Source organism: Faecalibacterium sp. Marseille-Q3530 (assembly GCF_017377625.1).
Lineage (GTDB): Bacteria > Bacillota > Clostridia > Oscillospirales > Ruminococcaceae > Faecalibacterium > Faecalibacterium prausnitzii_E.
In genome coordinates this window covers 34,175-58,949 of record NZ_JAFREH010000009.1, presented here as the reverse complement: position 1 = coordinate 58,949, position 24,775 = coordinate 34,175, and the positions used below count along the sequence as shown (strand labels likewise).

The window sequence follows — 24,775 nt, the reverse complement described above, 5'->3', positions numbered from 1 at the left end:
TCTCTGTGAAAAAAGCGAAAGATCAGCCTGGATCTGAACCAGCCGAACTAGCATCCCTTGTTGGAGAACGGATCAGAAAGATACGCAAAGAAGAGGGGTTAAGCCTAGAGCTTTTTGCTTTACGTTGTGACATGAATGCCGCATACGTTGGGCATATTGAGCGCGGCGTTCAGAATCCAACCTTGAACACGCTGGAACGTATTTGCAAGGGTCTGGACATCAGCGTAGAAGACCTTTTCATAGATAAAAGCGCAACGGTTGATATGAATACTGCCGCATTGCAGTATTTCTCTCGGATTACTCGTGATCTTTCCCCAGAACAATTTCATCAGCTACTAAACATCATAAAAGAGATCGTAGCCGTGATGAGATGACCCTCGTTATTAAGACACCTTCGCGTTGAGATATGGACATCCCTGCATGAGATTCCTATCAAAAGCGAGGGTGTCTTTTTTGGTATCACAAAATCTCAATTCCTGACACCACTATTTATAAGTAGTGCTTCACTCTATATAAGTAGCGTTGCTATGTCAAAATAACCGTATTCGGCTTTTGTTTAGAGCATTTCTTTGAATGGTTCTCCAAACTTTCTTTAACGTATTGAAGTATACAAATTTTTAGGATATAATCAGCACATTCCCCAAAAGCCTGAAAATGGTGCAGGCAAAGCAATGCAGCCCCCAAAAACCGGCTTCGGCAAAAAGAAAAGCACCATACTTCCTACGAAGTACGGTGCTTCTTTGGTGGAGATTACCGGGATCGAACCGGTGACCTCTTGCATGCCATGCAAGCGCTCTCCCGGTTAGAGAGGTTACATACCCCCTAAACCGGGCCGAAAAAAGCGCCTCAATACACGGGGCTTGTACTATAGTCTATTATTTTGCCACTCCAGTGGCTGTAGGAGAAGTTTGCATGTATCGCTCAATAATCAGATCGGATATTTCCTGCGGAGTATGGGTATTTGCATCTATGTATCCATCCTGTGATCCGTAGAATCCAGGAAGGGTAATATCATCAATGTTCTCTTTGCTTACTTTTACATACATAATTTTCTCATAATTAAAGTTATTAAGTATGTCCCGAATAGCTCTCCATTCGACACCACACCAACGTTTTTGGCTGTACTGATCGCACAAAAAAACTACAATTAAATCAGAGCAGTCATGATACAATTTCTGCAAGTACACATCCAATTGTGGCCGAGCAAAATCGGCTTCATGAAATTTATCATATAATATTTCGTCCTTGCTGAATTTATCTGCAAGGACCATGGCGATTTTTTCAACCAAATCACGAGATTCACCAGCAAATGTCAACGCGATTTTAAAATGTTTCATACTTCTCACAGCACCCGATCCTAATAAATTATCGTAGCTACTACATAGAGAAACAATATCGTAAAGTCTCCAACATGTTACAAATCCTTGATAACGCCAATCTGTTCTTTCGGCACAGTCAATATAGAATTTGCATTTTTCTATAATAGTAGGTTTGTTCTTTTCTCTGTAACCATACAATAAGGCAAGCAATATGTACACATCAACCGAGTGCGTATATACAAGCCTATTTGTTTTATTTTGATAGATTTCATTCATGCCATCATTAAGTCGGTCTCGCATAGCATTCTCGAGAGGGGGATTCTCGATATAATCCGATAAAAAAGCAAGTGACTTTATGATGGGATGTTTTTTTGCGTACTCTGAATCAATTTCTAAGAGAGTTAGGATGGCATATGCTGTATGAAACAGTGTTACTCTCCCATTTTGGGTAGCCCCCCAGCCGCATTGGGTATCATTATTATTAAATGCGCTCAACAATGACCTACATCCACTTTCCAAAGCGGATCGCACCTTAAAAACTAAAGAAGCCTTTATGCCAACCTGAGAGAAATTCAATAGCCTATGCAAGCAACGCAACACAACACAGGAAAAGTATATGTATCCATACTTTTCTCGTTTTTTAATTGGCCCCCACAAGCAAGCTGTATTCATATATTTTAACAGCCAAGATATACCTTTTTCAATAGCAGGTACGGCTTTTTCACCCAACACTTCATTCCATAATAAAAGTGCTTGGATTGATAATGCAGTTGGTTCTGTTGCTGAATTCAAAATATTACTTCTATAACTCCAACCGCCATCGGGATTTTGCATATCCAGCAATGATTGTAACATGGGGGTACAGTCAAACGGTACACAAATGTTAGAATCCTTAATCAATATCAACATCTGTGCTGTGGCAACAACACCAACAGTATGAAAATCGGGTGAATCAATATAATGATACCACCCAAAAAGTGTGCCCTTTGAGGAGGTTTCCTTTTTGGTGTATTCATCTAAATATGCGCTACACGCTTGTACATACTGTTTAGTCATATTATATCATCCGTTTGCAAACAAATTAGTATCCATTTTAATCAATGCAAAGACACAATAATTTATTATATCGTGTAATTGTGCGGAGATGCCTTCTGAAACTGCGCATTTGCCGTTGTTCATTAGAATTTTCCTAATACGATATACACGAATTATCACTTGATCAGTCATGGACATAAGTGACATGCTTCTCCATGCATCACCATAATCAGTATTCTTCTTGATAAGAAGGTCCTTGACCCTTGACATCTGCGCTTGATAAGCGTTATAGATAATACTTTCATCTATTTCATCAAGCAACTTTAAATTCTCAGTGACATCATCGAGCGAAGGTATTCCGACTGATGTCTCTAGTTTTATCAAGAACATAATACAATAATTTATTATGCCGACATACTCAATATCTCTACCTTCGGGTATGCATGCACGATCATCGTGTTCTTCTAATGTTCGAATCCGTTTAGCTTTTCTCCAGATTTCATCATTTAATGACTGAAATCTATACAATAGCCACGTGGGGCCATAATCAGAATTCTTACTTTTAAATAAGCGAAAGCAATAATTTAGTATTTTGTCAAAGGTATTCAACAGTTGCGGTTCCATATAGTTCCTCACAATCACATTATATCTTTTCTAGTCCAAACTGCCTTGCAGCAGTGAGAGTTTTCTTTATGTTGTCAATATAGGGATACTCTTTCCAGTCTCCGGTTCCCTTTATGCTGCAAATATCACACACTTTTTTTCTGAAGTATTGTGACGGTATATTTTCTGATATAGCCAAATAGTAACTATCATCAATATCCTTTAATAACAAATAAGGAGCTGTATCATTTTTCAAATAATATTCCTGAGCTGCCCATAGGCTTTCAAACTTCAAAAAGTCAAATTCGGAAAGTAAAGAAATAACTTGTACTGAACATGGGACAAAATGTAAATGTGCATGCACAACACTCATGCCACCAACATTTTTGATATTCGATGTTCCGTGCTCAAATATAAGAAAATTCTGATGATAATAGTTACTGTAAAAGTTTGAGAGAATGCGAGATATTGATAAAATCTCGTTGAGATGGGTTTCTGGCATAGTAAGTGCAGATAAATAGTGTTTCTTTGGGATAACTAAAATATAGCCTTCAACAAAGGAGCCGATCGATGGCACACACGAGAAATTATCTGTTTCTAAAATACATCGTTCTTCAATATCGTATTTTGCGCCAAACATTATTTCAAAATACGACAGTTCCTTCCGACCATTGAATTCGTTGCAAAAAGGGCATCCGTTATCATTTACGAGCATAACAACCTAACTTTTTAATTCCCAAAAATCATCTGGCGAAATTGCTGATACAGATATAAAAATTTGCTTTTATCAAAGTTGTACTTTTCTGCAAGATAAGAAACTACTTTAACATATTCTTCATATGGGCGAAGATCAATATCTTCTCGAATATATAATTCGTAAATAAGACTGATAATGCTTTCCGTCTCATTTGTATCTCCTAATGCAAATTGGGTAAACCAATGCAAAATCTGATTTACTGTCACTTCATCTAAATAATTTGTATACGAAGTGTAAGTTCCAGTTTTAATATCCTCTAACATGCTTATCATCTGGTGATTCATTAAAAACACTCCTTTAGATTAACTTTTCAATTTTGAAAGAAACAATATCTCCGATATCACATTTGAGCGCTAAACAAATCCTGAAAAGACTTTCTATAGAAACAAATTCATTGCGAGAAAGCTTAGCAAGAACATTATAGCTAATTCCAGAGACTTTTTTCAATTGAGTCTTATTCATTCTGCAATCAATTAGCAATTTCCATAGTTTGCTGTAATCAACATACATTATACAACCCTCCATAGTGTACCCATATATTATAGATCGTTGTTAATAAAACGTCAAGTTAATCTCACGAAATTATGAGTAAGGCATTCGGGCTTGTCCAATTTTTCATAGACTAATTGTAACACCGCCCAATTGGGCAACGGGCGGCTTTTCCATATATCTCAAACCGAAAGGAGGTTTCTAACTGCTGGCCAGTCTGCTGACTGGTCTTTTTTATGCCATGTCGAAGGAAGTTAATAGTAGCAGGCGATATAAAGAATATCACCCCCGAGATCAAGAAACCAAAGCAGCTTGAGACAAAATGTCCCAAAGGATTTTTTGTGAATTCGTATGTAAGCTACAAAGGAGTTTTACTCCGGTAATATCTCTTTGTGCGCTAAAATAAAGTCCTGCCTTATTGCTTCCATCATCTTGGGAGAAGGATAAATTGTTCTGTCCGGAAAATCCATTGTTGCATACTCTTTGGCGTAGTATTTTGGCATTCGATTATACCAGTCCAACATAAGGTAGAGTTTTTGTTTCTGTTCTTCTGTTTCAGGATTGGCGGCGTTCATAATGTGCATTACATTTCTATTAATGACTTGCAAAAGTGCTATTCCATGTTTCTTGGCGTATTCATACGCCCCACTTTGAAAGCCACAGGTGGAGATCATAATTCCTTTATGTGCACCAAGGCTTTTTACTTTATCGGCTAACACAGAAACTTTCTCACGAGAAACGGGAGAAGAGTATCTCTTGCACTCTGCTATGACTTTAAACTCAACACCCATGGCAATAAACCTTGCATAGACATCTATTTGGTATGTACCATCATCAGCCGGAATAGATACATTATGCTGGATTGAGAAGTCTGATAAATGCTCAGCTTCTGCATAGCCCTTCAGTATTTCCAAACAAAGTTCTTCAAATTCCGTTGGGGATATACTCGCAACGAATTCTCGATAAGGATTGATTGTCCCCATTATAACTCCTCCATGGATGCTCTTTTATCTTTTTCTCTATCAAAATTTACTGCAAGGCAAAGGTATATTATCAACTCCCTTGCCAACTTTAAGAGACGGAATGTATTATTTTCAATTTTTCCCTCGGTAGTATATTTTGTAAAAGATGTATTATACGATTGCGTTCCAGTGCGTAGACAATTATGCTCTATGTCGTTTCTCATCTGGAAAATTCGTTCTGCATGAGGGGTAGTAACATTAATTTCTTTTCTTTCGTAGAAATCTTTTTGGAGCCAATACATTGCTTTAACCAGAGGGTTATCCGAATAGGTACTCATAATAGGCTTCGGAATTGTAAAATACACTTGTCCATTTCCATCAATCAATTTTTCTTTCCATATATTCTTGAAGCTTACTTTTGTATCTGTAAGCCCCACTGCAAAATACTGGTTGATAAAATAACCGATCCTATCAAATAGAGAGTACGCTGCCTTAAAGGCAGTTCTTAGCATACTTTCCCTTAAAGAATGATCTGAAGAATCCCCTGTTTCAACTAAATCCAATTCCCGATCCGAATAATGCTCGTTTGTATCCTCCGTTGATGTCTTATACCATAAATATCTGGCCCAATTATATTCTTGCTTAATTTGGTTGAACAGGCCAATGAATTCTTTTTCCCTGTCACTATATGGCGCTTCAAAGGGAAGATTGATGCTATCAACTGCAAAGCAGGGATCGGATAATATTTCCAAACACGGGTCTAAGAAAAGCCGGAATAAAAGCAAATAGTTTCGATAATCGGCTTCATCTTGGTTGTCTACTAGAAATAATGGAAGTTCTAGTGGTTTGTCCAAATAGTTGTCAACATATGTAGAATCGAACAAAGAAATATTAGATTTCAAACCTTCCAAATAATCTTGATCTTCTAAGTTTATTTTGCCGCGTTCTGTTTGCTTATAATGGTAATAGCAGGCATGATGAAAATAGCTCTGCTCATAGCGTTTGATTTGCAACGGTGCATATCTAAACAGCAAAAATGATAGATTAAGACTTGCCATCGCAAAATCATCGCTAATCAACAAAGCGTCTTGAAAACAGTCTATTGCCACAATATAGCGACCTAATGCTCGATAAGCGTTTCCGAGATTTGTATATGAACGCATGGCAATATACTGAGCTACTTTTACTTTGGCACTGTTACTGTCTGCATCATAATAATTGGTTTCATACATATCTAAGGTGCAGCGCAGATGGTATAATTCTTTTTCAAGATAACGCTCGCTATAAACTCCTTCAATCATGCGGAGATCGTGATATGCATTCGCAATGTCATAATGAATCTGCATTTTGGTTGGTATATTATGCTCACCAGACAGCAAGGCTTCCGCTAACTTGATAGTGGGCGGAATTCCCTTGGCATTCTTGTCGAAGTATAAATTGTCAAAGGTTATAGACAAGTCTCTAACGGATTTATCTATGACACTAGAAAAATTGTTCTCAAATTCAGCTATTTTCTCTTTGTAGTTTGGCATACCGACAGTCCTCTATTTCTTCCGAAAACTAATCATAGAACACATTAATTATAACATCAAATTCTGGTATTTTCTACAATAATACCGTTCAACAGGACAACGGGCGGTAATTTAATATACACCTTTCTGAAAGGAGGTTTCCCGCTGCTGGCCAGTCTGCTGACTGGTCTTTTTTTATGCCATGACGAAGGAGGTTAAAGATGGCAGACGATACAAAGAACATCGGTCCGGAGGCCAAAAAGCCCGGTGAGGCTCCCCAAGAGAAAAAGGCGGAACCTGTCAAGGACACGCCCCCTACGCCGGAGCAGCCGGCTCCCGGTGCGCCGCAGGCCCCCGTGGTGGAAGCTGCACCGAAAGCGCAGCCCGCTCCCACAGTAGAAAACCAGCCCGATGAAAAGGTGGCTCCCGCTCCGAAGGTGCTGGATTTCAGCGCCACAAAGAATAAGGCTCCGGCAAAGGAGGAAACAGCCCCGTAGAAAAAGCCCGTCAAGGAACAGGCTGCGGAAAAAGCCAAGCGTGGCCGTCCGGCCAAAGCGGACAAGGCCGCTCCCGCAGAAAAGCCCAAGCAGCCCCGAGACAAAATGTCCCAAAGTAAGAAAGCTCCCGGCAAGGAGGCTCCCATTCCCCCAAAGCCGGAGGCAGCGCCCAAAGATGCCAAGGCTCCCGAACAGGAGCAGCCCGCCGCTCCCCGTGACGCTACCCGCTCTGCCGAACCGGAGCAGATCGTCTATATCAATCTGTCCGAGCTGCATCCGTTCAAAAACCATCCTTTCGGTGTCCGTGACGATTCGGAAATGAAAGGGCTGGTGGAGTCGGTCAAGGCCAGCGGTGTCAATCAGCCTGCCCTTGTCCGTCCCCGTGAGGACGGCGGCTATGAGATCATTGCGGGACACCGCCGCCAGAAAGCAAGTGAGCTGGCCGGATTTGCCAATATGCCCTGTATTGTCCGCAACATGACGGATGATGAGGCTATCCTTGCCATGACGGATGATAACCTGCGGCACAGAGAAAAAATCCTGCCTACTGAAAAGGCCAATTCTCTGAAAATGCAGGTGGAGGCTATCAAGCATCAAGGCGGCCCCGGTCTGGGAGAGGACGCTGGTAAACGCTCTACCGAGATCGTCGGTGAGCGCAACGGCATGAACTACAAACAGGTGCAACGCTATATCCGCTTGACCGAGCTTGTACCAGAATTGCAGAAAATGCTGGATGAAAAGGGGCTGGCGTTCACCCCTGCCGTGGAGATCTCGTTCATCCGGCCCAAGCATCAGCAGTATATCGCAATTTCCATTGAGGGCCAGCAGTCCACTCCCTCACTGTCACAAGCCCAACAGCTCCGCAAGCTGGATAAGGAGGGCAAGCTCAACCCGGATGTGATCGACGGTAACGATAAAAACCAAGCCGACATCCCCATGCAGCGCCGGAAGTGTCACCAGTTCGCAGATCAAATGGGCTGGGTGATCGTCCATGAGGAACAGGAGGACGGCGTGTCCGGCCACAAGGTACGGGCCGAAAACCGGGACAAGATTCAGACCATCAAGGAGCTTGCCAAGCAGGGCAAGTTTGATATTCTGTTGGTGTTCATGTTTGACCGTATCGGGCGAATCGCTGACGAAACGCCCTTTGTAGTGGAGTGGTTCGTTAAGAGCGGCATCCGGGTATGGAGTACACAAGAGGGTGAGCAGCGGTTTGACAATCATACCGATAAGCTCACCAACTATATCCGGTTCTGGCAAGCGGACGGCGAAAGTGAAAAGACTTCCATCCGTACTAAAACCGCTCTGGGCCAGCTCGTCGAGGACGGCGGCTTCAAAGGCGACCTTGCCCCTTATGGTTATGACCTTGTTAGAAGCGGGCGATACAACAAGCGCAAGCACGAGGTTTACGAGCTGGTTGTCAACGAGGCCGAGGCCGCTGTTGTGCGGATCATTTTTGATAAGTATGTGCATGAGGGCTTCGGTGCCCAGCGGATTGCCACCTATCTGAACAAGCTCGGCTACCGGGCAAGATCGGGTAAGATGTGGCACCACGCCAGCATCCGGGGGATCATTTGCAACCTCACCTATACTGGGGTGCTTCGCAGCGGTGACAGCCGCTCCCAAGTGCTGCCCCACTTGCAGATCATCACGCCGGAGCTGTTCGAGGCTGCACAGCACATCCGTACATCCCGTGCCAACTCTGCCGAACAGGAGCGCCGTGTTCCTCTCAACACTCGGGGGCAGTCTTTACTGGCCGGGAACGTGTTTTGTGGGCATTGTGGCTCCCGACTCTCGCTGACCACCAACGGCAAGGCTTATCCCTGCAAGGACGATCCTAACCGCATTGTGAAGCGAGTCCGCTATGTCTGTTACGGCAAAACCCGCAAGCAGACCGAATGTGACGGGCAAACGGGCTACACCGCCCATACCCTTGACGGTATCATTGATAAGCTGGTACGCCAGATTTTTGAACGGATGAAGGCTGTACCTAAAAGCGAGATCGTCAGTATCCGCTACAAGGAAAAGATGGACGAGCGGCGGGCGCTGCTCCGCAGCATCCGGGCCGACTACACAAAGGCAACGGGTGAGCTTGAAATGCTCCGGGCAGAGGTCATCAAATCTCTGCGTGGGGAAAGCGCCTTTTCCCAATCGCTGCTTGGCTCTCTGATTGCTGATGCTGAGACAAAATGTCTCGAAGTTCAGCAGCAGCTTGAGGCAGCACAAGCGGCCTATGACGAGGGACAGGCAGTCCTGGCATCCTTGAACGCCCAGTATGACGATATTATTTCGTGGGCTGATATGTACGATACCGCAAGTATCGAAGCCAAGAAGATGATTGTTAACTGCCTTATCAAGCGTGTGGATGTCTACCGGGACTACAAGCTGCACATCGACTTTAACATCGACTTTGAGCAGTTTAGTATGGGCCTTGACATCGTTTGGATTGCGGCATAAAAAATACTCATTTTCGGGTGAAAATGAGTAAAAAATAAAACATCGGATACCCTTTTGGTGGAGATAAGCGGGATCGAACCGCTGACCTCTTGAATGCCATTGTGCTTCTCTTGAAAACACAATGTACAATCCGATACTGCCTAGACTCAGTATCGTTAAATTTCAAATGTATTATATCATTCTGTTTCATTGGATGTCAAGACGTTTCATTCTTTTTGTGGTCAAATTGTGGTCAAACGACCCCGACAAATGACTTTTCTCCCCCGGCTAAGTTACATCGCGCAATTTCGTTTTTCATCAATCGAAGTTGCGCTTTTTGTTTGCACGAATTATCTATAAGGAGGATTTGTCAACCATGTCAATGAACAATCGTTGTTTTTTCATCCTTGACAGAATTGTATGACCCTTGACTACTTTTACGGACAGGCCGGAGAACTCTTTTCGTTCTTCCGCATTCCAAAGACTCTTTTTCAGGAGCAGCAGTTTCAAGATCTGTCAACCGATGCAAAAACTCTGTACGGCATCCTGCTTGACCGTATGAGCCTTTCTGTTAAAAATGAATGGTTTGACAAAAAAGGCCGAGTGTTCATCATCTTCACGATTGAGGATGTCAAGAGGACTTTACGTTGCGCAGACAACAAAGCGACCCGGCTGCTCCGGGAACTTGAAAAATTTGGTTTGATTGAACGAAAACGTCGAGGGCAAGGAAAGCCATGTTTGGTGTATGTGAAAAACTTTTCGGCAGAATCTTCAAAGGAGAGTGTCAAGAATCGTGATAATGACGATTCTTGTGGCTCTAGGATTCTTCCCTCATGGAAGAACCCTAGGCTATCTTTTTTGTTATAAAAGTGTTTGGAACAAACGCGCCGCCTGCATCGGCACGATGCAGAACAAATGGGGTTTGGGCATAGCCCAACAAGCATTTTTGCAAAGCAAAATAGCATTTGTATAGACGAATGCCCTGCTTGCTGGAACACTTCTTGATTTTAACACAATCGGATGTTATCCTATTCTTATAGAAATCTCCGAAGGGCAGGTGTTTTCATGTACAATCATCAGCTGGAAACCTTCATCCGTGTGGCGGATGCAGGCAGCTTCAACAAGGCGGCAGAGGAAAGCTACATCACGCCAACGGCCATCATCAAGCAGATCAACCTATTGGAAGATTCCCTTGGTGTCAAGCTGTTCGAGCGTACTCGCCGGGGACTAACACTGACCAAAGCAGGCCGTTCCATGTATCAGGACGCCAAGTACATCATTCAATACTGCCATGATTCTGTCATTCGTGCCCGGAACGCAATGCAGGAGGATTCCAACGTCATCCGCATTGGTTCCTCTCCCATGACACCTGCCCAGCTGCTCATGGAACTGTGGTCGAAAGTGCAGACCATCTGCCCGGACATCAAATTCCAGATTGTGCCTTTTGAAAACACCCCGGAAAATGCACGGGAAATTCTGGCGAACCTCGGCACGAACATTGATGTAGTAGGCGGCATCTTTGATGAAACGATGCTGCATCTGCGCAAATGTGCCGGTCTGGAACTGGTTCGCGGGCCGTTTTGCTGCGCGGTTTCCATCCATCATAAACTTGCGGCAAAAGACCGCTTGCAGATCACAGACCTGTACGGCGAAAATCTACTGCTGATGCACCGTGGATGGAGCCACTATGTAGATGAACTGCGGGATGATTTATGGCAGCACCATCCACAAGTAAATATCGTGGATTTTGAATTTTACAGCATGGACATCTTCAACCGCTGCGAAAACACCAACGATGTGCTGCTGGCAATTCCGGGCTGGGCCAATGTCCACCCATTGCTGAAAGTGATTCCAGTAGATTGGGATTACGGCATTCCCTATGGTATCCTGCACTCCCCGAATCCAACGCCTGCCGTTCAGCGTTTTCTGGATGCGGCTAAAATAGCCAGCAAGGAATTGTATAGCTGATACGCCACTGCAACGAGAAGCTGCTGCATGAGAAATCATGCAGTGGCTTTTTCTTTTTACAAAAGATGCACTTGACCTAAAGCTGACTCTAAGTGTTACAATCAGAGGGTCAAGCGGGTTGTTTGAACCTTTGAGTTCAAACAAGTGAACAAAGTGGAGATTCCGGGAAATGCAGACTTGCGCTATACTGGAACCAGAAAAAGAGAGTACCTCAAAGGAGGAACGACCGATGAAGAAAGTCTTGATTTTGTCCGGCAGTCCCCGCAAGGACGGCAACTCCGACCTGCTGTGCAGTGAGTTTATGCGTGGTGCGCAGGAGAGCGGCAACGAAGTGCAAAAGATCTTCGTGCGCAGCAAGAAAATTGTGCCCTGCAATGCCTGCTATTACTGCCGCGACCACGGCGGCAAGTGTGCCCTGAACGATGACATGAGCGAAATTCTGGACGCAATGCAGGCGGCAGATGTTATCGTGATGGCAAGCCCAGTGTACTTCTTCTCCATTGATGCACAGATGAAGATCATCATCGACCGCAGCCTTGCCCGGTGGACGAACATTCCGAACAAGGAGTTCTATTTCATCATGACCTGCGCGGACGATAACCGTGCTGCCATGGCCTGCACCTTGGAGTGTTTCCGGGGCTTTACCGCCTGCCTGAATGGTGCCAAGGAAAAGGGGGTCATCTACGGCACCGGCGTATATCGGCCTGGCGAGGTGATGTCCTCCCCGGCCATGAAGGAAGCCTACGAGATGGGCAAAAACGTCTGATTTCCCAGTTTTATATAAAGGAGTGTAACGGCTATGAACAATTTTCTGTTTGAAAACAAGACCAAGGTTTATTTCGGCAAGGGTGGTGTGAAGGAATATCTGGGCTGTCTGCTGGAGCACTACGGCGATACCGTGATGCTGGCCTACGGCGGCGGTTCTATCAAGCACAATGGTGTCTATGATGAAATCGTCGGTATTCTGAACGCCGAGGGTAAGCGCATCGTGGAGTTTCCCGGCATCATGCCCAATCCCACCTACGCCAAGGTGCAGGAGGGTGCAAAGCTGGCCCGTGAGAACCATGTGGATTTGATCCTTGCCGTGGGCGGCGGTTCCGTGTCCGACTGCTGCAAGGTGGTGTCCGCACAGGCCAAGGTGGACGAAGATTTGTGGGAGCTGGAAAACACCAAGCATACTCGTCCCACTGAGTTCATCCCGCTGGGCACCATCGTCACGGTGTTCGGTACCGGTTCCGAGATGAACAACGGCGCGGTCATCACCCATGAGGAAAAGAAGATTAAGGGGGCCCTGTGGGGTGCACAGGCCGACTTTGCTTTCCTCGACCCCACCTACACGTTGTCCGTTCCCATGAAGCAGGTCATTTCCGGTGCGTTCGACACCCTGAGCCACGCGATGGAAACTTACTTCGGCAAGCCGGACGAGAACAACCTCTCCGATGACATCAACGAAGCCGTCATGCGCAGCGTCATCCGCAACATCCGCGTCCTGTTGACCGACAAGGACAACTACGAGGCCCGCAGCGAGCTGGCATGGGCTTCGGCTATGGCCGAAAACGGCATCCTGAAAATCGGCAAGGTCACTGACTTCCAGTGTCACATGATCGAGCATCAGCTGGGTGCCTACACCAACTGCAACCACGGTGCTGGTCTGGCGGTCATTCACCCGGTACTGTACCGTCACCTGCTCCCGGCCAACACTGCACGGTTCGCCCGCTTTGCACAGAACGTCTGGGGCATCGACCCAGCGGGCAAATCCGAGCTGAAACTGGCACAGGCTGGCGTGGAGGCTCTGGCGGCCTTCATCAAGGAGATCGGGATGCCCACCACCTTTGCAGAACTGGGCCTCCCTGCCGACACCGACCTCAAGGCTGTGGCCGATTCCACCGTGCTGACCGGCGGCTGCTGCAAGAAGCTGAGCCATGACGAGATTTACGAAATTTTGAAGGAGTGCAAGTGACCATGAAGAAAATTACAGCAGACAGAGATGTGCTTGGTGAATTTGCGCCGAAGTTCGCGCAGCTCAATGATGATGTTCTTTTCGGTGAGGTTTGGAGCCGGGAAAGCGAGCTTTCTGCACGCGACCGTTCCCTCATCACTGTGACAGCACTGATGGCGCAGGGGCTGATGGATACCTCTTTCGGACATCATCTGCAAATGGCCAAGGAAAACGGAATTACCCGCAGTGAAATTGCGGAAATCCTGACGCACGCTGCGTTTTATGCGGGTTGGCCCAAGGCTTGGGCGGCATTCCGAATGGCAAAGGACATCTGGGCAGACGAGGAAAGCGCCGACGAAAAGCAGCTGCACCAGAACAGTATGGTCTTCCCCATCGGCGCGCCCAATGACGGCTTTGCACAGTATTTCAGCGGGCAGAGCTATCTTGCGCCAGTCTCCACGGAGCAGGTCAAAATCTTCAATGTGACCTTTGAACCCGGCTGCCGCAACAACTGGCATATCCACGAGGCGGACAAGGGCGGCGGGCAGATCCTCGTCTGCGTGGCAGGCCGGGGCTACTATCAGGAATGGGGCAAAGAGCCGCAGGAGCTGCACCCCGGCGATGTGATCAACATTATGCCCGGTGTAAAGCACTGGCACGGCGCTGCGCCGGACAGCTGGTTCTCCCATCTGGCTGTGGAAGTACCTGGAGAAAACCGCCGCAGTCAGTGGTGTGAACCAGTGAGTGAAGAAGAATATCAAAAGCTGAAATAAGGAGCATGGCATGACCTACGGCGGCATGGCGACCAATAAAAACGAAGCCACGAAACTTGGAAAGAACATTTAAGGAGGAATCTTTTATGGAATACGCAACTCTCAATAACGGCGTGAAAATGCCCATGGCCGGTATTGGCACATTTCTTTTGACCCCGGACGAGGCAGAGGCCTCCTGCGTCAGCGCCTTGCAGAACGGCTACCGCTTGATCGACACCGCCAACGCCTACTGCAACGAAAAAGCCGTGGGCCGCGCCATGAAGAAGTCCGGCTTGCAGCGGGAGGAAATTTTCCTCGAAACCAAGCTGTGGCCCAGCTTCTACACCGATGCCGATGCTGTGGACAAGACGCTGGCACGTCTGGACACCGACTACATCGACCTGCTGCTCATTCACCAGCCTGCCGGTGATTACGTTGCCGGTTATCGCCTGATGGAAAAGGCTTACAAGGAGGGCAAAGTCCGTGCCATCGGTCTGTCCAACTTCAACGAGGAGCAGATCAAAGAAATTCTGAGCATCTGCGAAGTCAAGCCCACCATCCTCCAGACCGAAGTTCACCCCTACGCCCAGCAGAAAGAACTGAAAGCCTTCCTCGCCGAGAATGGCATGGTGATTCAGGCATGGTATCCGCTGGGCCACGCTGACAAGGGCCTGCTGGAAGAGCCGTTGTTCACCCGCCTTGCAGCAAAGTACGGCAAGAGCAACGTGCAAATTATTCTGCGCTGGCACATTCAGGCAGGCAATGTGGTCATTCCCGGCTCCAAGAATCCGGCCCACATCCACGACAACTTCGATGTGTTCGATTTTGCGCTGACCGATGCAGAAATGCAGGAGATCACCACGCTGAACAAGGATAAACGGTATTATGAGGTCACGGAGGATAAGCTGGCGGCATTCGCCACCATGTTTCCTCCCGTGGACGATCAGAAGTAAATTTCAAGCAGTTTGTAGCTGGGTGCGGAGAGTTTTTTGCGGAAAATGAACCAGATGAAAGGGTAAATGAAGATGAATAAGATCACGCGCAAAAGTTTTCTGAAAGTTCTTGCCGCCACCATGGTGGGTGGTGCAGCCGCTTCCGCACTGACGGGTGCAGCGGCTCCTGTTTCCATTGACGAGACAAACGGCAAGGTAAGCCGCTGGGTAAAGAACAGCCTGAACCCGGACGGCCCGCTGACGATTGCCAAGCAAGGAATGTTCTCCTCCGGCGGCACGGTCACGGCACCGGTGGCAGGCACTTATGATGCCACCACCAACTGGCTGGACGCTACCCGTGCAGGCAACACCGCTCATGTGGATCACGCTAATGTTCTGTATCAAATCCCGGCAGACAGCAACGGTTGGCCGATGGTTTATCTGCACGGCTATGGACAGTCCCGCATGGGCTGGATAACCACCCCGGACGGCCGTCAGGGCTGGGCCGATCTGTTTCTGCGCAACGGCTACTCTGCGTTCTTGGTAGACCAGCCCCGCCGTGGTGAGGCTGGCAGTACCGCCCAGATGAGCATGGACGGTTTCCTCGATGCTTGGTCTGCTGACTCCAAGGACTACAAGCCCGGCGATCAGGCATGGTACACCCACTTCCGCATTGGCCGCGTTGCCCCGGAACGGTACGAAGGCTCCCAGTTCCCGGAGGGCGATGCTGCACAGAATCAGTTCTTCCGCCAGATGACCCCCAACACCGGCGACTTCGATCAGGCAGTTGCTGCCGCCGCACTGGGCGAGGTGATGAAGGACGTGCAGACCCTGACCGGCCACAAGTCCATTTTCGTCACCCACTCGCAGGGCGGTGCAGTCGGCTGGAGTGTGCCCGCCGACAACATTGCCGCCATTGTTGCCATTGAGCCGGGCGGAACCCCTGCCATCGGCTCGGAGCAGTACACGAAACTGCTGAGCGCAGGTATACCAATCGCTATCTACTTTGGCGATTACATCGACAACGGCCCGGAAGATATCATGTCCACCAGCTTCTGGCGGCAGGTACGGGACGGCGCACTGGCCTTTGCCGCCCAGTACAATGCCGATGGCGGTGACTGCACTGTGGTCGATCTGCCGAAAATCGGCATCACCGGCAACTCCCACTTCATGTTCCAAGAGCTGAACAACAAAGAGATCGCTGATCACATTTATCAGTGGCTGGAGAGCCGCGCACTGGCATGAGCGGTTCTCTGAGATTCCCGGCATTTTACATAGATAGAGATGTGTTTCGTATGAAGAATAAAATTTCCCGCCGCCAGTTTTTGCAGGTTGCTGGCGCATCTGCTGCCGCCCTGCTGCTGGCTTCCTGCTCCGGCAATTCCGCTAGCAGTGTGAGCAGTTCTTCTGTGGCTTCCAGTGAAGTCGCATCCAGTGCGGCTGCTTCTTCGGAAGCTACCAGCACGGTAACGACTACGGGCAAAACGCTGGTGGTGTATTTCTCCGCCACCGGCACGACGGAAGGTGTGGCGCAAACCATCGCCGACACCGTGGGTGCTGACCTGTTTGAAGTCGTTCCGTCTGACCCTTATACCTCCGATGATTTGAACTGGACGAACAATGACAGCCGCGTTTCCCGTGAACACAACGACGAGGGCCTTCGAGCTGTGGCTTTGGAAAGCACCGATGTGGACGGCTGGGACGATTACGACACCGTGTTCATCGGCTACCCCATCTGGTGGGGCATTGCCGCATGGCCCATGAGCAGCTTTGTTGCCGTCAATGACTTCACCGGCAAAACGGTCATTCCGTTCTGCACTTCGGTTTCCTCCGGCATCGGCCAGAGCGGTGAGCTGCTGGCAGAATTAGCGGACGCCGGCACTTGGCTGGACGGCCAGCGGTTCAGCCGCGGCAGCAGTGAAGCTGACATTGCAAGCTGGGTAAATGGCCTGAACCTGTAAGCAGAGCTTTTGTGTGATGAGAATTATCTCTTGCGGTAATTTTTGAAACAGAGGGTAAATCAAAAGGAGAATGTTTGTATGAAAGCATTACTCATCAACGGCAGTCCGCGGCCCAACGGCTGCACCTTTACGGCCCTGACCGAACTGGCAAATACGCTGGAAGCCGAGGGCATTGAAACCGAGATCGTCCATGTGGGCAACAAGGACATCCGGGGCTGCATCGCCTGCCGCCGCTGCCACAGCACCGGCTCCAACAAGTGCGTCTTTGATGATATTGTCAACGAAGTAGCCCCCAAGTTGGCTGAAGCCGATGCCTTTGTCATTGGCGCACCGGTGTACTTTGGTTCCCCGGCAGGCGGCGCGATCTCCTTTATGGACCGCCTGTTCTTCAGTACCCTGAACATCGACAAGACCATGAAAGTGGGTGCTTCGGTCGTGACCTGTCGGCGCGGCGGCAACACTGCTTCCTACGATGTGCTGAACAAATATTTTACCATGTGTGGGATGCCAGTGGCCAGCAGCCAGTATTGGAACATGGTCTACGGCGGCTCTGCCGAGGAGGTCCAGAAAGATGCCGAGGGCTTGCAGACCATGCGCACCCTTGGCCGCAACATGGCCTTTTTGATGAAGAGTATCCAGATAGGCAAGCAACAGATCGGCCTGCCCGAAAAAGAACCTGCTATCTTCACAAACTTCCATCATTGAGGAAGTGTTCCATATTCCTCCTTCTTTGTTGCAGGGAAAGCCGGGACGGAAACGTCCCGGCTTTCCTATTTCCCTGATTTTTGCGAGGTGATTTTGTGCGCAGCGTGATTTTCGCGGTTTCCACCGCTTTGACCGTTTTATTATCCGCCTGCACCGGGGCGGCATCCTCTGCGCCAGTCAATACGGTTTCTTCGATTTCGGCCAGCACATCCATCACGACCTCGTCCGAAGTGGATTCGGCTGTTTCGGAGAGTGCTTCTTCGGAAACCGGAAACATCCAGACTGGGCTTGTCCGGGAGCAGACATTGGACAGCACTGAGGGGCTCATCCATTACAGCTACTACCTGCCGGAGGATTACGACCCCACTCGGAAGTCCCCCATGATGGTGGTCATGCCCGTCTACCATGCTGCCGCAAATGTTGTCTTTGATGACGCCGATATTCTGAACTGGATCGTTTCCAAACACAAGTGATAGGAGAGAAATTTTGAACCGACGGCAATTCACAAAACTTCTGGCGGGTGCAGGGCTGCTTCTGGCAGGCTGCCGGGCAGGTGCTGCACCCAGTTCCTCCACCCCGGAAAGAAAGGATTCCATGCAAACGACCACCCAAACTTATACCCGCACCACGCCCATCGAAACCGTACGGAATGACCCGGTTTTCGGTGATTATGGGCGGCTGATCTTCCCTGTGGAACGCTCTTATTACAGCGGCGACACGCTGGAGCAGCTGCATCTTACCTACTATAACAACATCGACCCGGACGAAACAGTGGACATCTGCAACACCCTGCGCCAGCGTGCAGCGGACGGGCAGACCATCTTTTACGATATTTACACCGAGGACGAAAAAGCCGCTGACCCGGACAAAGCTGACACCGGCTTATTCTACTTCAAGGGTAATCCCGGCGCAAAATTTTCCATTTGCAACGCAGGTGGTGCGTTTGCGTATGTGGGGCCATGCAGGACAGCTTTCCTCATGCACTGGAACTTTCCCGCAAGGAGTACAACGCTTTTGCACTCATCTACCGCCCCGGCGCACAGACCGCCTGCGAAGATCTGGCACGGGCCATTGCCTTTGTCTTTACCCATGCGGAGGAACTGGAAGTAGACACCAGCGGCTACTCCCTCTGGGGCGGTTCTGCCGGGGCACGGATGGCGGCGTGGCTGGGCAGCTACGGCACGGCATCCTTCGGTGAACAGGCGTATCCGCAGCCGGGAGCCGTCATCATGCAGTACACCGGGCTGGGGGAAGTCTACGGCAACGAGCCGCCCACTTATGCCTGTGTGGGTGACCGGGACTACATCGCAGACGAACGCGTGATGCGCTGGCGCATTGAAACCATCCGCTCTCAGGGCACCCCTGCCGAGATTGAAGTCTTTCCGGGCCTTGCCCACGGTTTTGGCTTGGGCACCGGCACCTCTGCCGAAGGCTGGCTCGATCATGCCGTAGCGTTCTGGGAAGAAAACACCTGAAACCGTGAGGAAACTGTTATGACGAAAAAATGGACAGCACTGCTCTGGATGAAAGCTATGTACCCGATGCGCTGGATGCTGTTCCGGCTCACGCTTCGGCGGCGGGCATGATCTATTCGTTCTATGGGCGGCTCAGCGTGGGCAACATGGACCCGGACTGGCTGGCCGAGGGTGATCTGCCGCCAACATTCTACGTTTACGGCACGGAGGACCCCTTCTACCGCCAATTCCAGCAGCAGTATGATGTGATTCGGAATATGGGCATTTCCACCGGACGCATCGTGCTGAATGGCTGGCCCCACGGCTTTGGCTCGGATGGCGGCTGGGTGAACGATTACGCCGCATGGCTGGAAAGTGTTTTTGCAAATAAGGAGGAATCTTAACATGGAATATCGTACTTTGAGCAGTGACCTGACCGTTTCGGCTGTGGGTCTGGGCTGTATGGGCATGAGCCATGCCTACGGCGCACCTGCCAACAAGAAGGAAATGGCCGAACTGCTGGCGCAGGCCGTGGACATGGGCTATACGTTCTTTGACACCGCCGAAGTCTACGGCACACCGGATAATCCCCACGACAACGAAGAACTGGTGGGTGCTGCCCTGAAACCCTACCGAGATAAAATCGTTCTGGCGACCAAGTTCGGCATCCATTTTGACATGACCAGTACGGCAGTCAACAAGCCGCTGGTGCCGGATTCCCGCCCGGAAGTTATCCGTGCATCGGTAGATGCCTCCCTCAAGCGGCTGGGCACCGACCATATTGACCTGTATTATCAGCATCGGCTTGACCCCAAGGTACCCATTGAGGAAGTGGCCGGTGTAATGGCTGACCTGATTCGGGAGGGCAAGATCACTCACTGGGGCCTTTCGGAAGCCACCGAGGAGACCATCCGCCGAGCACACGCAGTCTGCCCGGTAACGGCCATCCAGAACCGTTACTCCATGATGGCCCGCTGGTACGAACGCCTGTTCCCGGTTCTGGAAGAACTGCACATTGGTTATGTGGCATTCTCGCCGCTTGCAAACGGTTTTCTCTCTGGCAAATACGATAAGACTTCCAAGTTTGAAGCAGGCACGGACTACCGCAGCGTCATGCCGCAGTTCCAGCCAGACAGCATTGACCAGAACCGCGCCCTGCTGGAACTGTTACACCGTCTTGCCGCCGAGAAAAATGCAACACCTGCCCAGATCTCACTGGCGTGGATGCTGTGCAAAAAGCCTTATATCGTACCAATCCCCGGCACCCGGAAACTTAACCGTTTACAGGAAAACGCCGGTGCAGCGGATATTGTGCTGTCTGCCGCAGAAGTGGCTCTGATTGACGAAGCACTGGCGCACATGGAAATGTCGCATGTGTTTGGCGGGAGCCGCATTGTGAAAGAGTAAGACAGCAGCTTTGACGATGAGCTTCAATAGATCATGCGGAGGTAATTGTTTTTGATATCTGCTTTCCTAAAGCAATCGCATCCGCATTCGGCATCATCATCACCTCAATAGTATTGTATCGTTCTTGCGGAAAGAACGGTATAACATCATCATTCCAGTGATTTTGTCCTATCGTGCCGATGTGTTATATTGCGCCAGCTTCCCGCCATGGGAGGCTGGCGTTTTTGCGCTTTTGGAGCCAAAGTGCCGCAGTCCACCGTTTCTCCTATGATACAGCAGCAAACTTTATATTTGGGAGGGAAAGTCATGCTCGATCATAAGAAGGAAGCAATTACAGAACACTGGCAGTTTTGCCCCAAGTGCAATATAAAGCTCTATCGAATGACCGCCGACTGCACTGGATTCATCCATATAAAATGCTGGCGTTGCCGGGAAATGTTATGGGTCAACCTTTCCATTCGAGCCAAGTAAGCATTGGTTTCATAAGAATCGGGTGCAACGCACTCTGAATATGGACTGTTATGATGCTGTACACCGAACTGGAAGCTGCGGTACACGCAATGATCCAGCGGCTGGAATACAGCTTCACATTCAACCCAAGTCTGCTCACCATCCCGAAGCGTAAGCAGCAGGTTGCTGAAATCCTGAAAGAAGCCGAAACGTACATCTGGAGAATCAAGGAGGAAATGCGATGCGCCTGAAAGACAACACCAATCCCTTCATCCATGTCAACCCGCCGTACCAGCTCATGGTCATCCACAGCAGCAAGCTGGTCTACCCCCGCGAACTGTATCAGCGCGGTGTGGAGCGCAAGCGTGTGGAACTGATTGCCGCCCACTTCAACGAATATGTGGCAAATGAGCCGAAGGTCAGTTTCCGCAACGGTCAGTTCATCGTAACGGATGGGCAGCACACCATCGAGGGGCGCATCCTCCGCAACGGCGGCAAGGATCTGCCGATTCTCTGCAAGGTGTACACGGGCATGACCGTGGAGCAGGAAGCCCTGCTCTTTGCCGAACAGAACGGCTTTTCCGCTCCGCTGACTGCTGGCATCAAGCTCCGCGCCAAGGTCGTAGGCGGCGATGCTATTTCCAAGGCTTTCCTCGCAGCCACCAACCGGGTGGGGTTGAGTCTCAATTATGACAGCCAGCAGCTGACCGATTACCGCATCGGCTGCGTTGGTACGGCTTTCCGACTCTACAAGCAGATGGGCGAACCGCTCTACTGTGAAACGATGCGGCTGATCGTGGCAGCATGGGAGGGCAAGCCCGATTCGTTCCGGGCATCTGTTCTGAAAGGCATGATGCACTTTGTGGAGCTGTACCACGGCGAGTTCAGTGAAGAACGGCTGCTCCGTGCACTGCGCAACATCCACCCGGTCGATATTTACCGCATCGGGCAGGACGACCCCGCAAAGCTGCGCGGATGGAAGAAATATGTTTTTCCCATTTACACCGCCTACAACGGCAAGTGCAGAAAAGACGCGCTGCCGATGAAATTCTGACATTCACAGGCATTCCTCCCATATACACAAGGGGCATCCGCAAACCGCAGATGCCCCTTGTTACATATCAAAGTGCAATATATAGTGTTCCTGTATTCATTCAACACAACATATAGAGAAAAGAGGTATTCTATGCGCTCTCAGTTCACTTCGTATGAGCAGCTTCCCATCACCCTGACAGCCGATCATGTCGCTGCTGCGCTGGGCATCTCCCGCGCCAACGCTTACATCCTGCTCCGTTCGGACGGCTTTCCCACGCTCCACATCGGTAAGCGGATGGTCGTACCCAAAGACCGTTTTCTTCAGTGGATCACGGACAGCGTAAATGGCTGATTTGACATCCTTGATTCAAGAGGTTTCTTTTTCTATACTATTCCCGAAACGACTTGACATCAGGAAGGAGGCAATATGCCAAGCAAACGTTCTCACGGCGAGGGTACGCTTCGCCACCGCAGCGATGGTCGCTGGGAATTACGTATGATTGAAGAAGATGGCTCTGTCATTCACATCCGGCAGGCAGTAAAGGTCGTAAAAGGTACCGTCAGCATTGGCAGTCCGAAATCCAAAGACAGTATCCGGGATATTCCGGTGCCGCTGAATGTCCGCCCGTGCGCCATCAAGCTGCGGGATACCACCGATCAGTTCATCTGGGAAAGCCCCAAGACCGGCTTGCCCTGCAATCCCACCCATTTCCGGGATGTGTTCCGCAAATCTCTGGAAGAAGCGGGCGATGTCCGCTTGCTCACGCCGCACAGCTGCCGCCACACCTATGTGTCGCAGATGCAGGCGTTGGGCGTGGATATTCAGACCATCCAGAGCATCGTAGGCCATGCCGATACCGAAATGACTGAGCATTATCTCCATGTTCAGGAATCCATTCGGCAGCGTGCGATCCAGTTGTTCAGTGAGGCGTTTTCGGCCTGAAAATTAGACGGAACGGCACTAATTAGACCAGATAAAATCGTTGGCATTGTGGTCAAAATTGTGGTCAAAACCAAATGAGGCCAGCTTATAAACAAAAAAATCCAGCGATTTCTAACGTGAAATCGTTGGATTTATGGTCCATCAGAGCTGGACAAATCCGAACTTTTTTCCTCCGCCGAATCAGCGGTCAAAGTGTCCTCAAAACGGACGGTTTGGGTGCCATCCTTGTAGTTGAACGTAATCAGCATCCGGTCATCGTACAGGAAAATGGCATTTACAAAAATTTCAATCAGTGCTTTCCGCTGCTTTTTCTGCGAAATATCGAACTTTCTAAATTTCATCAGCCAGAACCGGATGAAATCCTCATTGAAGCTGGGCTTCTTCAACTTTTCATCTGCGATTTTTACAGTCAGCTCATCTTTCTGGCTTTCCAGCGCTTCCAGACGCTCTTTCGTTGTCCGGGTGTACAAGCCGTCCTCGATTGCCTTCATCAAGTTGTCCAACTTTTTGTTGACCTCTCGCAGTTGCTTTTCCAGCAGCGGAATCGTGGTGTTTTCCTGATTCTGGACATCCATGACGAGCTGAACGATCTTGTCGATCACCGCATCGTCCTGAATCAACTTCATAGTCTCCCGGACGACCATATCTTCCAGCCAGTCCTTCTGCACGGTCTTTTTGTTGCAGCCCTTGCGCCGTTTGACGTTGGCGCATTTATAATAATAGTAGGTGCGTCCGGTGGCACTGGTTCCGCTTTCGCCGAACATCAGCGCACCGCACTTGCCGCAGAACAGCTTGGTGGTCAGCAGATATTCCTCGTCTGCCTTGCCACAGGCAGGGGCACGCTTGTTCTTATCCAGACGCTTCTGCACCCGGTCAAACAGGTCCTTCGGAACAATAACTGGAATCGCTTCCGGCACAACGATATCCCGGAAAGACAGTTCGCCAATGTACCGGCGGTTCTTGAGCATGGTGTTCACGCTACTGTGGGTCATTTTGCCGCCCAGCATATTGCGGACACCCTTGTCGTTGAGGAAGTTTACGATCTCCACCATTTTATCGCCGTTGTCATACCGCTGAAAGGCTTCCAGCACCAGCGGAGCGGTCAGCGGGTCAAGATGATAGAACTTATCATCGTCGATTTTATAGCCGATTGTTCCCGTACCGCCGGTACACTTCCCTTTCAGAGCATTCTCGTTCTAACCACGAATCACCTTTTCGGACAGCTCTGCGGAATAGTATTCTGCCATACCTTCCAGAAGGGTTTCCACCAGAATGCCCTGCGAGCCCTCGGCAATGGGTTCCATAACGGAAATCAGGTGGACACCGTTCTTTTTCAGGATCATCTTGTAATTTGCGCTATCAAAACGTTTTCGGGCAAAGCGGTCAAATTTTCAGACGAGAGCAACATCAAACAGCTTCTTGCCGCTGTCTTTGATCATCTGCTGGAACTCCGGGCGATTGTCCGTTTTTGCAGAGAATGCACGGTCAATGTAGTGCTTGATGACCGTAATGCCGTTCTTTTCCGCATAGGCCGTGCATTCTCGAATCTGGCCTTCGATGGATTCTTCGCGCTGGTTATCCAATGAATAGCGGGCATAGATTACGGCGGTCATAGACTCA

Annotated in this window: 27 protein-coding genes and 2 pseudogenes; 20 read left to right on the top strand and 9 right to left on the bottom strand. The window is 49.2% G+C overall.

Annotation, left to right across the window (positions count from 1 at the left end):
- Positions 1-5: 5 nt before the first annotated feature.
- Positions 6-374: a helix-turn-helix transcriptional regulator gene (locus J3350_RS08915; protein WP_207686364.1), complete on the top strand. Its 369-nt coding sequence runs from the start codon at positions 6-8 to the stop codon at positions 372-374.
- 501 nt (positions 375-875) lie between these two features.
- On the opposite strand, the gene J3350_RS08910 is transcribed toward J3350_RS08915, so the two are convergent.
- The 7 genes from J3350_RS08910 to J3350_RS08880 all read right to left on the bottom strand — a co-directional run bounded on the left by J3350_RS08910 (position 876) and on the right by J3350_RS08880 (position 6,697).
- Positions 876-2,375: a hypothetical protein gene (locus J3350_RS08910; protein ID WP_207686363.1), complete on the bottom strand. Its 1,500-nt coding sequence runs from the start codon at positions 2,373-2,375 to the stop codon at positions 876-878.
- A gap of 6 nt (positions 2,376-2,381) precedes the next feature.
- Positions 2,382-2,978 carry a DUF1599 domain-containing protein gene (locus J3350_RS08905; RefSeq protein WP_207686362.1) on the bottom strand — a complete coding sequence of 199 codons (597 nt, stop codon included), beginning with the start codon at positions 2,976-2,978 and terminating at the stop codon, positions 2,382-2,384.
- A 19-nt stretch (positions 2,979-2,997) separates the two neighbouring features.
- Positions 2,998-3,672 (bottom strand): HIT family protein, encoded by a 675-nt coding sequence (locus tag J3350_RS08900; protein WP_207686361.1) that lies wholly within the window; start codon positions 3,670-3,672, stop codon positions 2,998-3,000.
- A gap of 14 nt (positions 3,673-3,686) precedes the next feature.
- Complete coding sequence (locus tag J3350_RS08895) at positions 3,687-3,998, bottom strand: hypothetical protein (protein ID WP_207686360.1); 312 nt, start codon at positions 3,996-3,998, stop codon at positions 3,687-3,689.
- Between the two features lie 13 nt (positions 3,999-4,011).
- A complete protein-coding gene (locus J3350_RS08890) occupies positions 4,012-4,224 on the bottom strand; it encodes a helix-turn-helix transcriptional regulator (protein ID WP_207686359.1) in 213 nt (70 codons plus the stop codon).
- A gap of 350 nt (positions 4,225-4,574) precedes the next feature.
- Positions 4,575-5,186 (bottom strand): restriction endonuclease, encoded by a 612-nt coding sequence (locus J3350_RS08885; protein WP_207686358.1) that lies wholly within the window; start codon positions 5,184-5,186, stop codon positions 4,575-4,577.
- The gene (locus J3350_RS08880; RefSeq protein WP_207686357.1) at positions 5,186-6,697 is read right to left on the bottom strand and encodes an LA2681 family HEPN domain-containing protein; all 1,512 of its coding nucleotides are present in this window, start codon (positions 6,695-6,697) and stop codon (positions 5,186-5,188) included. Before J3350_RS08880 ends, J3350_RS08885 begins: the two co-directional genes overlap by 1 nt.
- A gap of 200 nt (positions 6,698-6,897) precedes the next feature.
- Here J3350_RS08880 and J3350_RS13965 point away from each other — a divergent pair, with 200 nt between their 5' ends.
- The 11 genes and pseudogenes from J3350_RS13965 to J3350_RS08830 all read left to right on the top strand — a co-directional run bounded on the left by J3350_RS13965 (position 6,898) and on the right by J3350_RS08830 (position 17,866).
- The gene (locus J3350_RS13965; protein WP_242700214.1) at positions 6,898-7,173 is read left to right on the top strand and encodes a hypothetical protein; all 276 of its coding nucleotides are present in this window, start codon (positions 6,898-6,900) and stop codon (positions 7,171-7,173) included.
- Between the two features lie 105 nt (positions 7,174-7,278).
- Positions 7,279-9,630 carry a ParB/RepB/Spo0J family partition protein gene (locus J3350_RS08875; RefSeq protein WP_242700213.1) on the top strand — a complete coding sequence of 784 codons (2,352 nt, stop codon included), beginning with the start codon at positions 7,279-7,281 and terminating at the stop codon, positions 9,628-9,630.
- A 399-nt stretch (positions 9,631-10,029) separates the two neighbouring features.
- Positions 10,030-10,425 (top strand): annotated as a pseudogene (locus tag J3350_RS08870) (replication initiator protein A); the annotation flags it as partial.
- A gap of 249 nt (positions 10,426-10,674) precedes the next feature.
- Positions 10,675-11,577 carry a LysR family transcriptional regulator gene (locus tag J3350_RS08865; RefSeq protein ID WP_207686356.1) on the top strand — a complete coding sequence of 301 codons (903 nt, stop codon included), beginning with the start codon at positions 10,675-10,677 and terminating at the stop codon, positions 11,575-11,577.
- Between the two features lie 229 nt (positions 11,578-11,806).
- Positions 11,807-12,343 (top strand): flavodoxin family protein, encoded by a 537-nt coding sequence (locus tag J3350_RS08860; RefSeq protein WP_207686355.1) that lies wholly within the window; start codon positions 11,807-11,809, stop codon positions 12,341-12,343.
- Between the two features lie 33 nt (positions 12,344-12,376).
- A complete protein-coding gene (locus tag J3350_RS08855) occupies positions 12,377-13,537 on the top strand; it encodes an iron-containing alcohol dehydrogenase (RefSeq protein ID WP_207686354.1) in 1,161 nt (386 codons plus the stop codon).
- Positions 13,538-13,539: 2 nt separating this feature from the next.
- Positions 13,540-14,289 (top strand): carboxymuconolactone decarboxylase family protein, encoded by a 750-nt coding sequence (locus J3350_RS08850; protein WP_207686353.1) that lies wholly within the window; start codon positions 13,540-13,542, stop codon positions 14,287-14,289.
- Positions 14,290-14,375: 86 nt separating this feature from the next.
- Entirely contained in the window at positions 14,376-15,221 is an 846-nt protein-coding gene (locus J3350_RS08845) for an aldo/keto reductase (protein ID WP_207686352.1), read from the top strand.
- 72 nt (positions 15,222-15,293) lie between these two features.
- Positions 15,294-16,445: an alpha/beta fold hydrolase gene (locus tag J3350_RS08840; RefSeq protein WP_242700212.1), complete on the top strand. Its 1,152-nt coding sequence runs from the start codon at positions 15,294-15,296 to the stop codon at positions 16,443-16,445.
- Positions 16,446-16,495: 50 nt separating this feature from the next.
- The gene (locus tag J3350_RS08835; RefSeq protein WP_242700211.1) at positions 16,496-17,161 is read left to right on the top strand and encodes a flavodoxin; all 666 of its coding nucleotides are present in this window, start codon (positions 16,496-16,498) and stop codon (positions 17,159-17,161) included.
- A 78-nt stretch (positions 17,162-17,239) separates the two neighbouring features.
- Positions 17,240-17,866, top strand: coding sequence for a flavodoxin family protein (locus J3350_RS08830; RefSeq protein ID WP_207686349.1), 627 nt, complete (start codon positions 17,240-17,242; stop codon positions 17,864-17,866).
- On the opposite strand, the gene J3350_RS08825 is transcribed toward J3350_RS08830, so the two are convergent.
- Entirely contained in the window at positions 17,847-18,143 is a 297-nt protein-coding gene (locus J3350_RS08825; protein WP_207686348.1) for a hypothetical protein, read from the bottom strand. The two genes, J3350_RS08830 and J3350_RS08825, sit on opposite strands and share 20 nt — an antisense overlap.
- A gap of 28 nt (positions 18,144-18,171) precedes the next feature.
- Between J3350_RS08825 and J3350_RS08820 the strand changes: the two genes are divergently transcribed.
- From J3350_RS08820 to J3350_RS08785, 8 genes are all read left to right on the top strand, one after another.
- Positions 18,172-18,339, top strand: a complete 168-nt coding sequence (locus J3350_RS08820; protein ID WP_207686347.1) for a hypothetical protein — start codon at positions 18,172-18,174, stop codon at positions 18,337-18,339.
- A 486-nt stretch (positions 18,340-18,825) separates the two neighbouring features.
- A complete protein-coding gene (locus tag J3350_RS14155; RefSeq protein WP_370569305.1) occupies positions 18,826-19,341 on the top strand; it encodes an alpha/beta hydrolase in 516 nt (171 codons plus the stop codon).
- A gap of 29 nt (positions 19,342-19,370) precedes the next feature.
- On the top strand, positions 19,371-19,724 hold the full coding sequence (locus J3350_RS08810) for a hypothetical protein (protein ID WP_242700210.1): 354 nt from the start codon (positions 19,371-19,373) through the stop codon (positions 19,722-19,724).
- A gap of 1 nt (position 19,725) precedes the next feature.
- Positions 19,726-20,727, top strand: a complete 1,002-nt coding sequence (locus J3350_RS08805) for an aldo/keto reductase (RefSeq protein ID WP_207686346.1) — start codon at positions 19,726-19,728, stop codon at positions 20,725-20,727.
- 521 nt (positions 20,728-21,248) lie between these two features.
- Positions 21,249-21,428: a hypothetical protein gene (locus J3350_RS08800; RefSeq protein WP_242700209.1), complete on the top strand. Its 180-nt coding sequence runs from the start codon at positions 21,249-21,251 to the stop codon at positions 21,426-21,428.
- Positions 21,419-22,231 carry a DUF6551 family protein gene (locus J3350_RS08795; RefSeq protein WP_005930924.1) on the top strand — a complete coding sequence of 271 codons (813 nt, stop codon included), beginning with the start codon at positions 21,419-21,421 and terminating at the stop codon, positions 22,229-22,231. Before J3350_RS08800 ends, J3350_RS08795 begins: the two co-directional genes overlap by 10 nt.
- Before the next feature lie 132 nt (positions 22,232-22,363).
- Positions 22,364-22,564, top strand: coding sequence for a helix-turn-helix domain-containing protein (locus tag J3350_RS08790; protein ID WP_005927005.1), 201 nt, complete (start codon positions 22,364-22,366; stop codon positions 22,562-22,564).
- A 75-nt stretch (positions 22,565-22,639) separates the two neighbouring features.
- Positions 22,640-23,155: a site-specific integrase gene (locus tag J3350_RS08785; protein WP_242700208.1), complete on the top strand. Its 516-nt coding sequence runs from the start codon at positions 22,640-22,642 to the stop codon at positions 23,153-23,155.
- Between the two features lie 131 nt (positions 23,156-23,286).
- Here the strand turns inward: J3350_RS08785 and J3350_RS08780 are convergent.
- A pseudogene (locus J3350_RS08780) lies at positions 23,287-24,768 on the bottom strand (recombinase family protein).
- Positions 24,769-24,775: the final 7 nt, after the last annotated feature.

Coding starts and splice junctions, on each gene's coding strand:
- J3350_RS08910 (WP_207686363.1), bottom strand. CDS start 2,375: ATGACTAAACAGTATGTACAAGCGTGTAGCGCATATTTAGATGAATAC.
- J3350_RS08905 (WP_207686362.1), bottom strand. CDS start 2,978: ATGGAACCGCAACTGTTGAATACCTTTGACAAAATACTAAATTATTGC.
- J3350_RS08900 (WP_207686361.1), bottom strand. CDS start 3,672: ATGCTCGTAAATGATAACGGATGCCCTTTTTGCAACGAATTCAATGGT.
- J3350_RS08895 (WP_207686360.1), bottom strand. CDS start 3,998: ATGAATCACCAGATGATAAGCATGTTAGAGGATATTAAAACTGGAACT.
- J3350_RS08890 (WP_207686359.1), bottom strand. CDS start 4,224: ATGTATGTTGATTACAGCAAACTATGGAAATTGCTAATTGATTGCAGA.
- J3350_RS08885 (WP_207686358.1), bottom strand. CDS start 5,186: ATGGGGACAATCAATCCTTATCGAGAATTCGTTGCGAGTATATCCCCA.
- J3350_RS08880 (WP_207686357.1), bottom strand. CDS start 6,697: ATGCCAAACTACAAAGAGAAAATAGCTGAATTTGAGAACAATTTTTCT.
- J3350_RS13965 (WP_242700214.1), top strand. CDS start 6,898: ATGGCAGACGATACAAAGAACATCGGTCCGGAGGCCAAAAAGCCCGGT.
- J3350_RS08875 (WP_242700213.1), top strand. CDS start 7,279: ATGTCCCAAAGTAAGAAAGCTCCCGGCAAGGAGGCTCCCATTCCCCCA.
- J3350_RS08865 (WP_207686356.1), top strand. CDS start 10,675: ATGTACAATCATCAGCTGGAAACCTTCATCCGTGTGGCGGATGCAGGC.
- J3350_RS08860 (WP_207686355.1), top strand. CDS start 11,807: ATGAAGAAAGTCTTGATTTTGTCCGGCAGTCCCCGCAAGGACGGCAAC.
- J3350_RS08855 (WP_207686354.1), top strand. CDS start 12,377: ATGAACAATTTTCTGTTTGAAAACAAGACCAAGGTTTATTTCGGCAAG.
- J3350_RS08850 (WP_207686353.1), top strand. CDS start 13,540: ATGAAGAAAATTACAGCAGACAGAGATGTGCTTGGTGAATTTGCGCCG.
- J3350_RS08845 (WP_207686352.1), top strand. CDS start 14,376: ATGGAATACGCAACTCTCAATAACGGCGTGAAAATGCCCATGGCCGGT.
- J3350_RS08840 (WP_242700212.1), top strand. CDS start 15,294: ATGAATAAGATCACGCGCAAAAGTTTTCTGAAAGTTCTTGCCGCCACC.
- J3350_RS08835 (WP_242700211.1), top strand. CDS start 16,496: ATGAAGAATAAAATTTCCCGCCGCCAGTTTTTGCAGGTTGCTGGCGCA.
- J3350_RS08830 (WP_207686349.1), top strand. CDS start 17,240: ATGAAAGCATTACTCATCAACGGCAGTCCGCGGCCCAACGGCTGCACC.
- J3350_RS08825 (WP_207686348.1), bottom strand. CDS start 18,143: ATGTTTCCGGTTTCCGAAGAAGCACTCTCCGAAACAGCCGAATCCACT.
- J3350_RS14155 (WP_370569305.1), top strand. CDS start 18,826: ATGCAGGACAGCTTTCCTCATGCACTGGAACTTTCCCGCAAGGAGTAC.
- J3350_RS08810 (WP_242700210.1), top strand. CDS start 19,371: ATGGACAGCACTGCTCTGGATGAAAGCTATGTACCCGATGCGCTGGAT.
- J3350_RS08805 (WP_207686346.1), top strand. CDS start 19,726: ATGGAATATCGTACTTTGAGCAGTGACCTGACCGTTTCGGCTGTGGGT.
- J3350_RS08800 (WP_242700209.1), top strand. CDS start 21,249: ATGATGCTGTACACCGAACTGGAAGCTGCGGTACACGCAATGATCCAG.
- J3350_RS08795 (WP_005930924.1), top strand. CDS start 21,419: ATGCGCCTGAAAGACAACACCAATCCCTTCATCCATGTCAACCCGCCG.
- J3350_RS08790 (WP_005927005.1), top strand. CDS start 22,364: ATGCGCTCTCAGTTCACTTCGTATGAGCAGCTTCCCATCACCCTGACA.
- J3350_RS08785 (WP_242700208.1), top strand. CDS start 22,640: ATGCCAAGCAAACGTTCTCACGGCGAGGGTACGCTTCGCCACCGCAGC.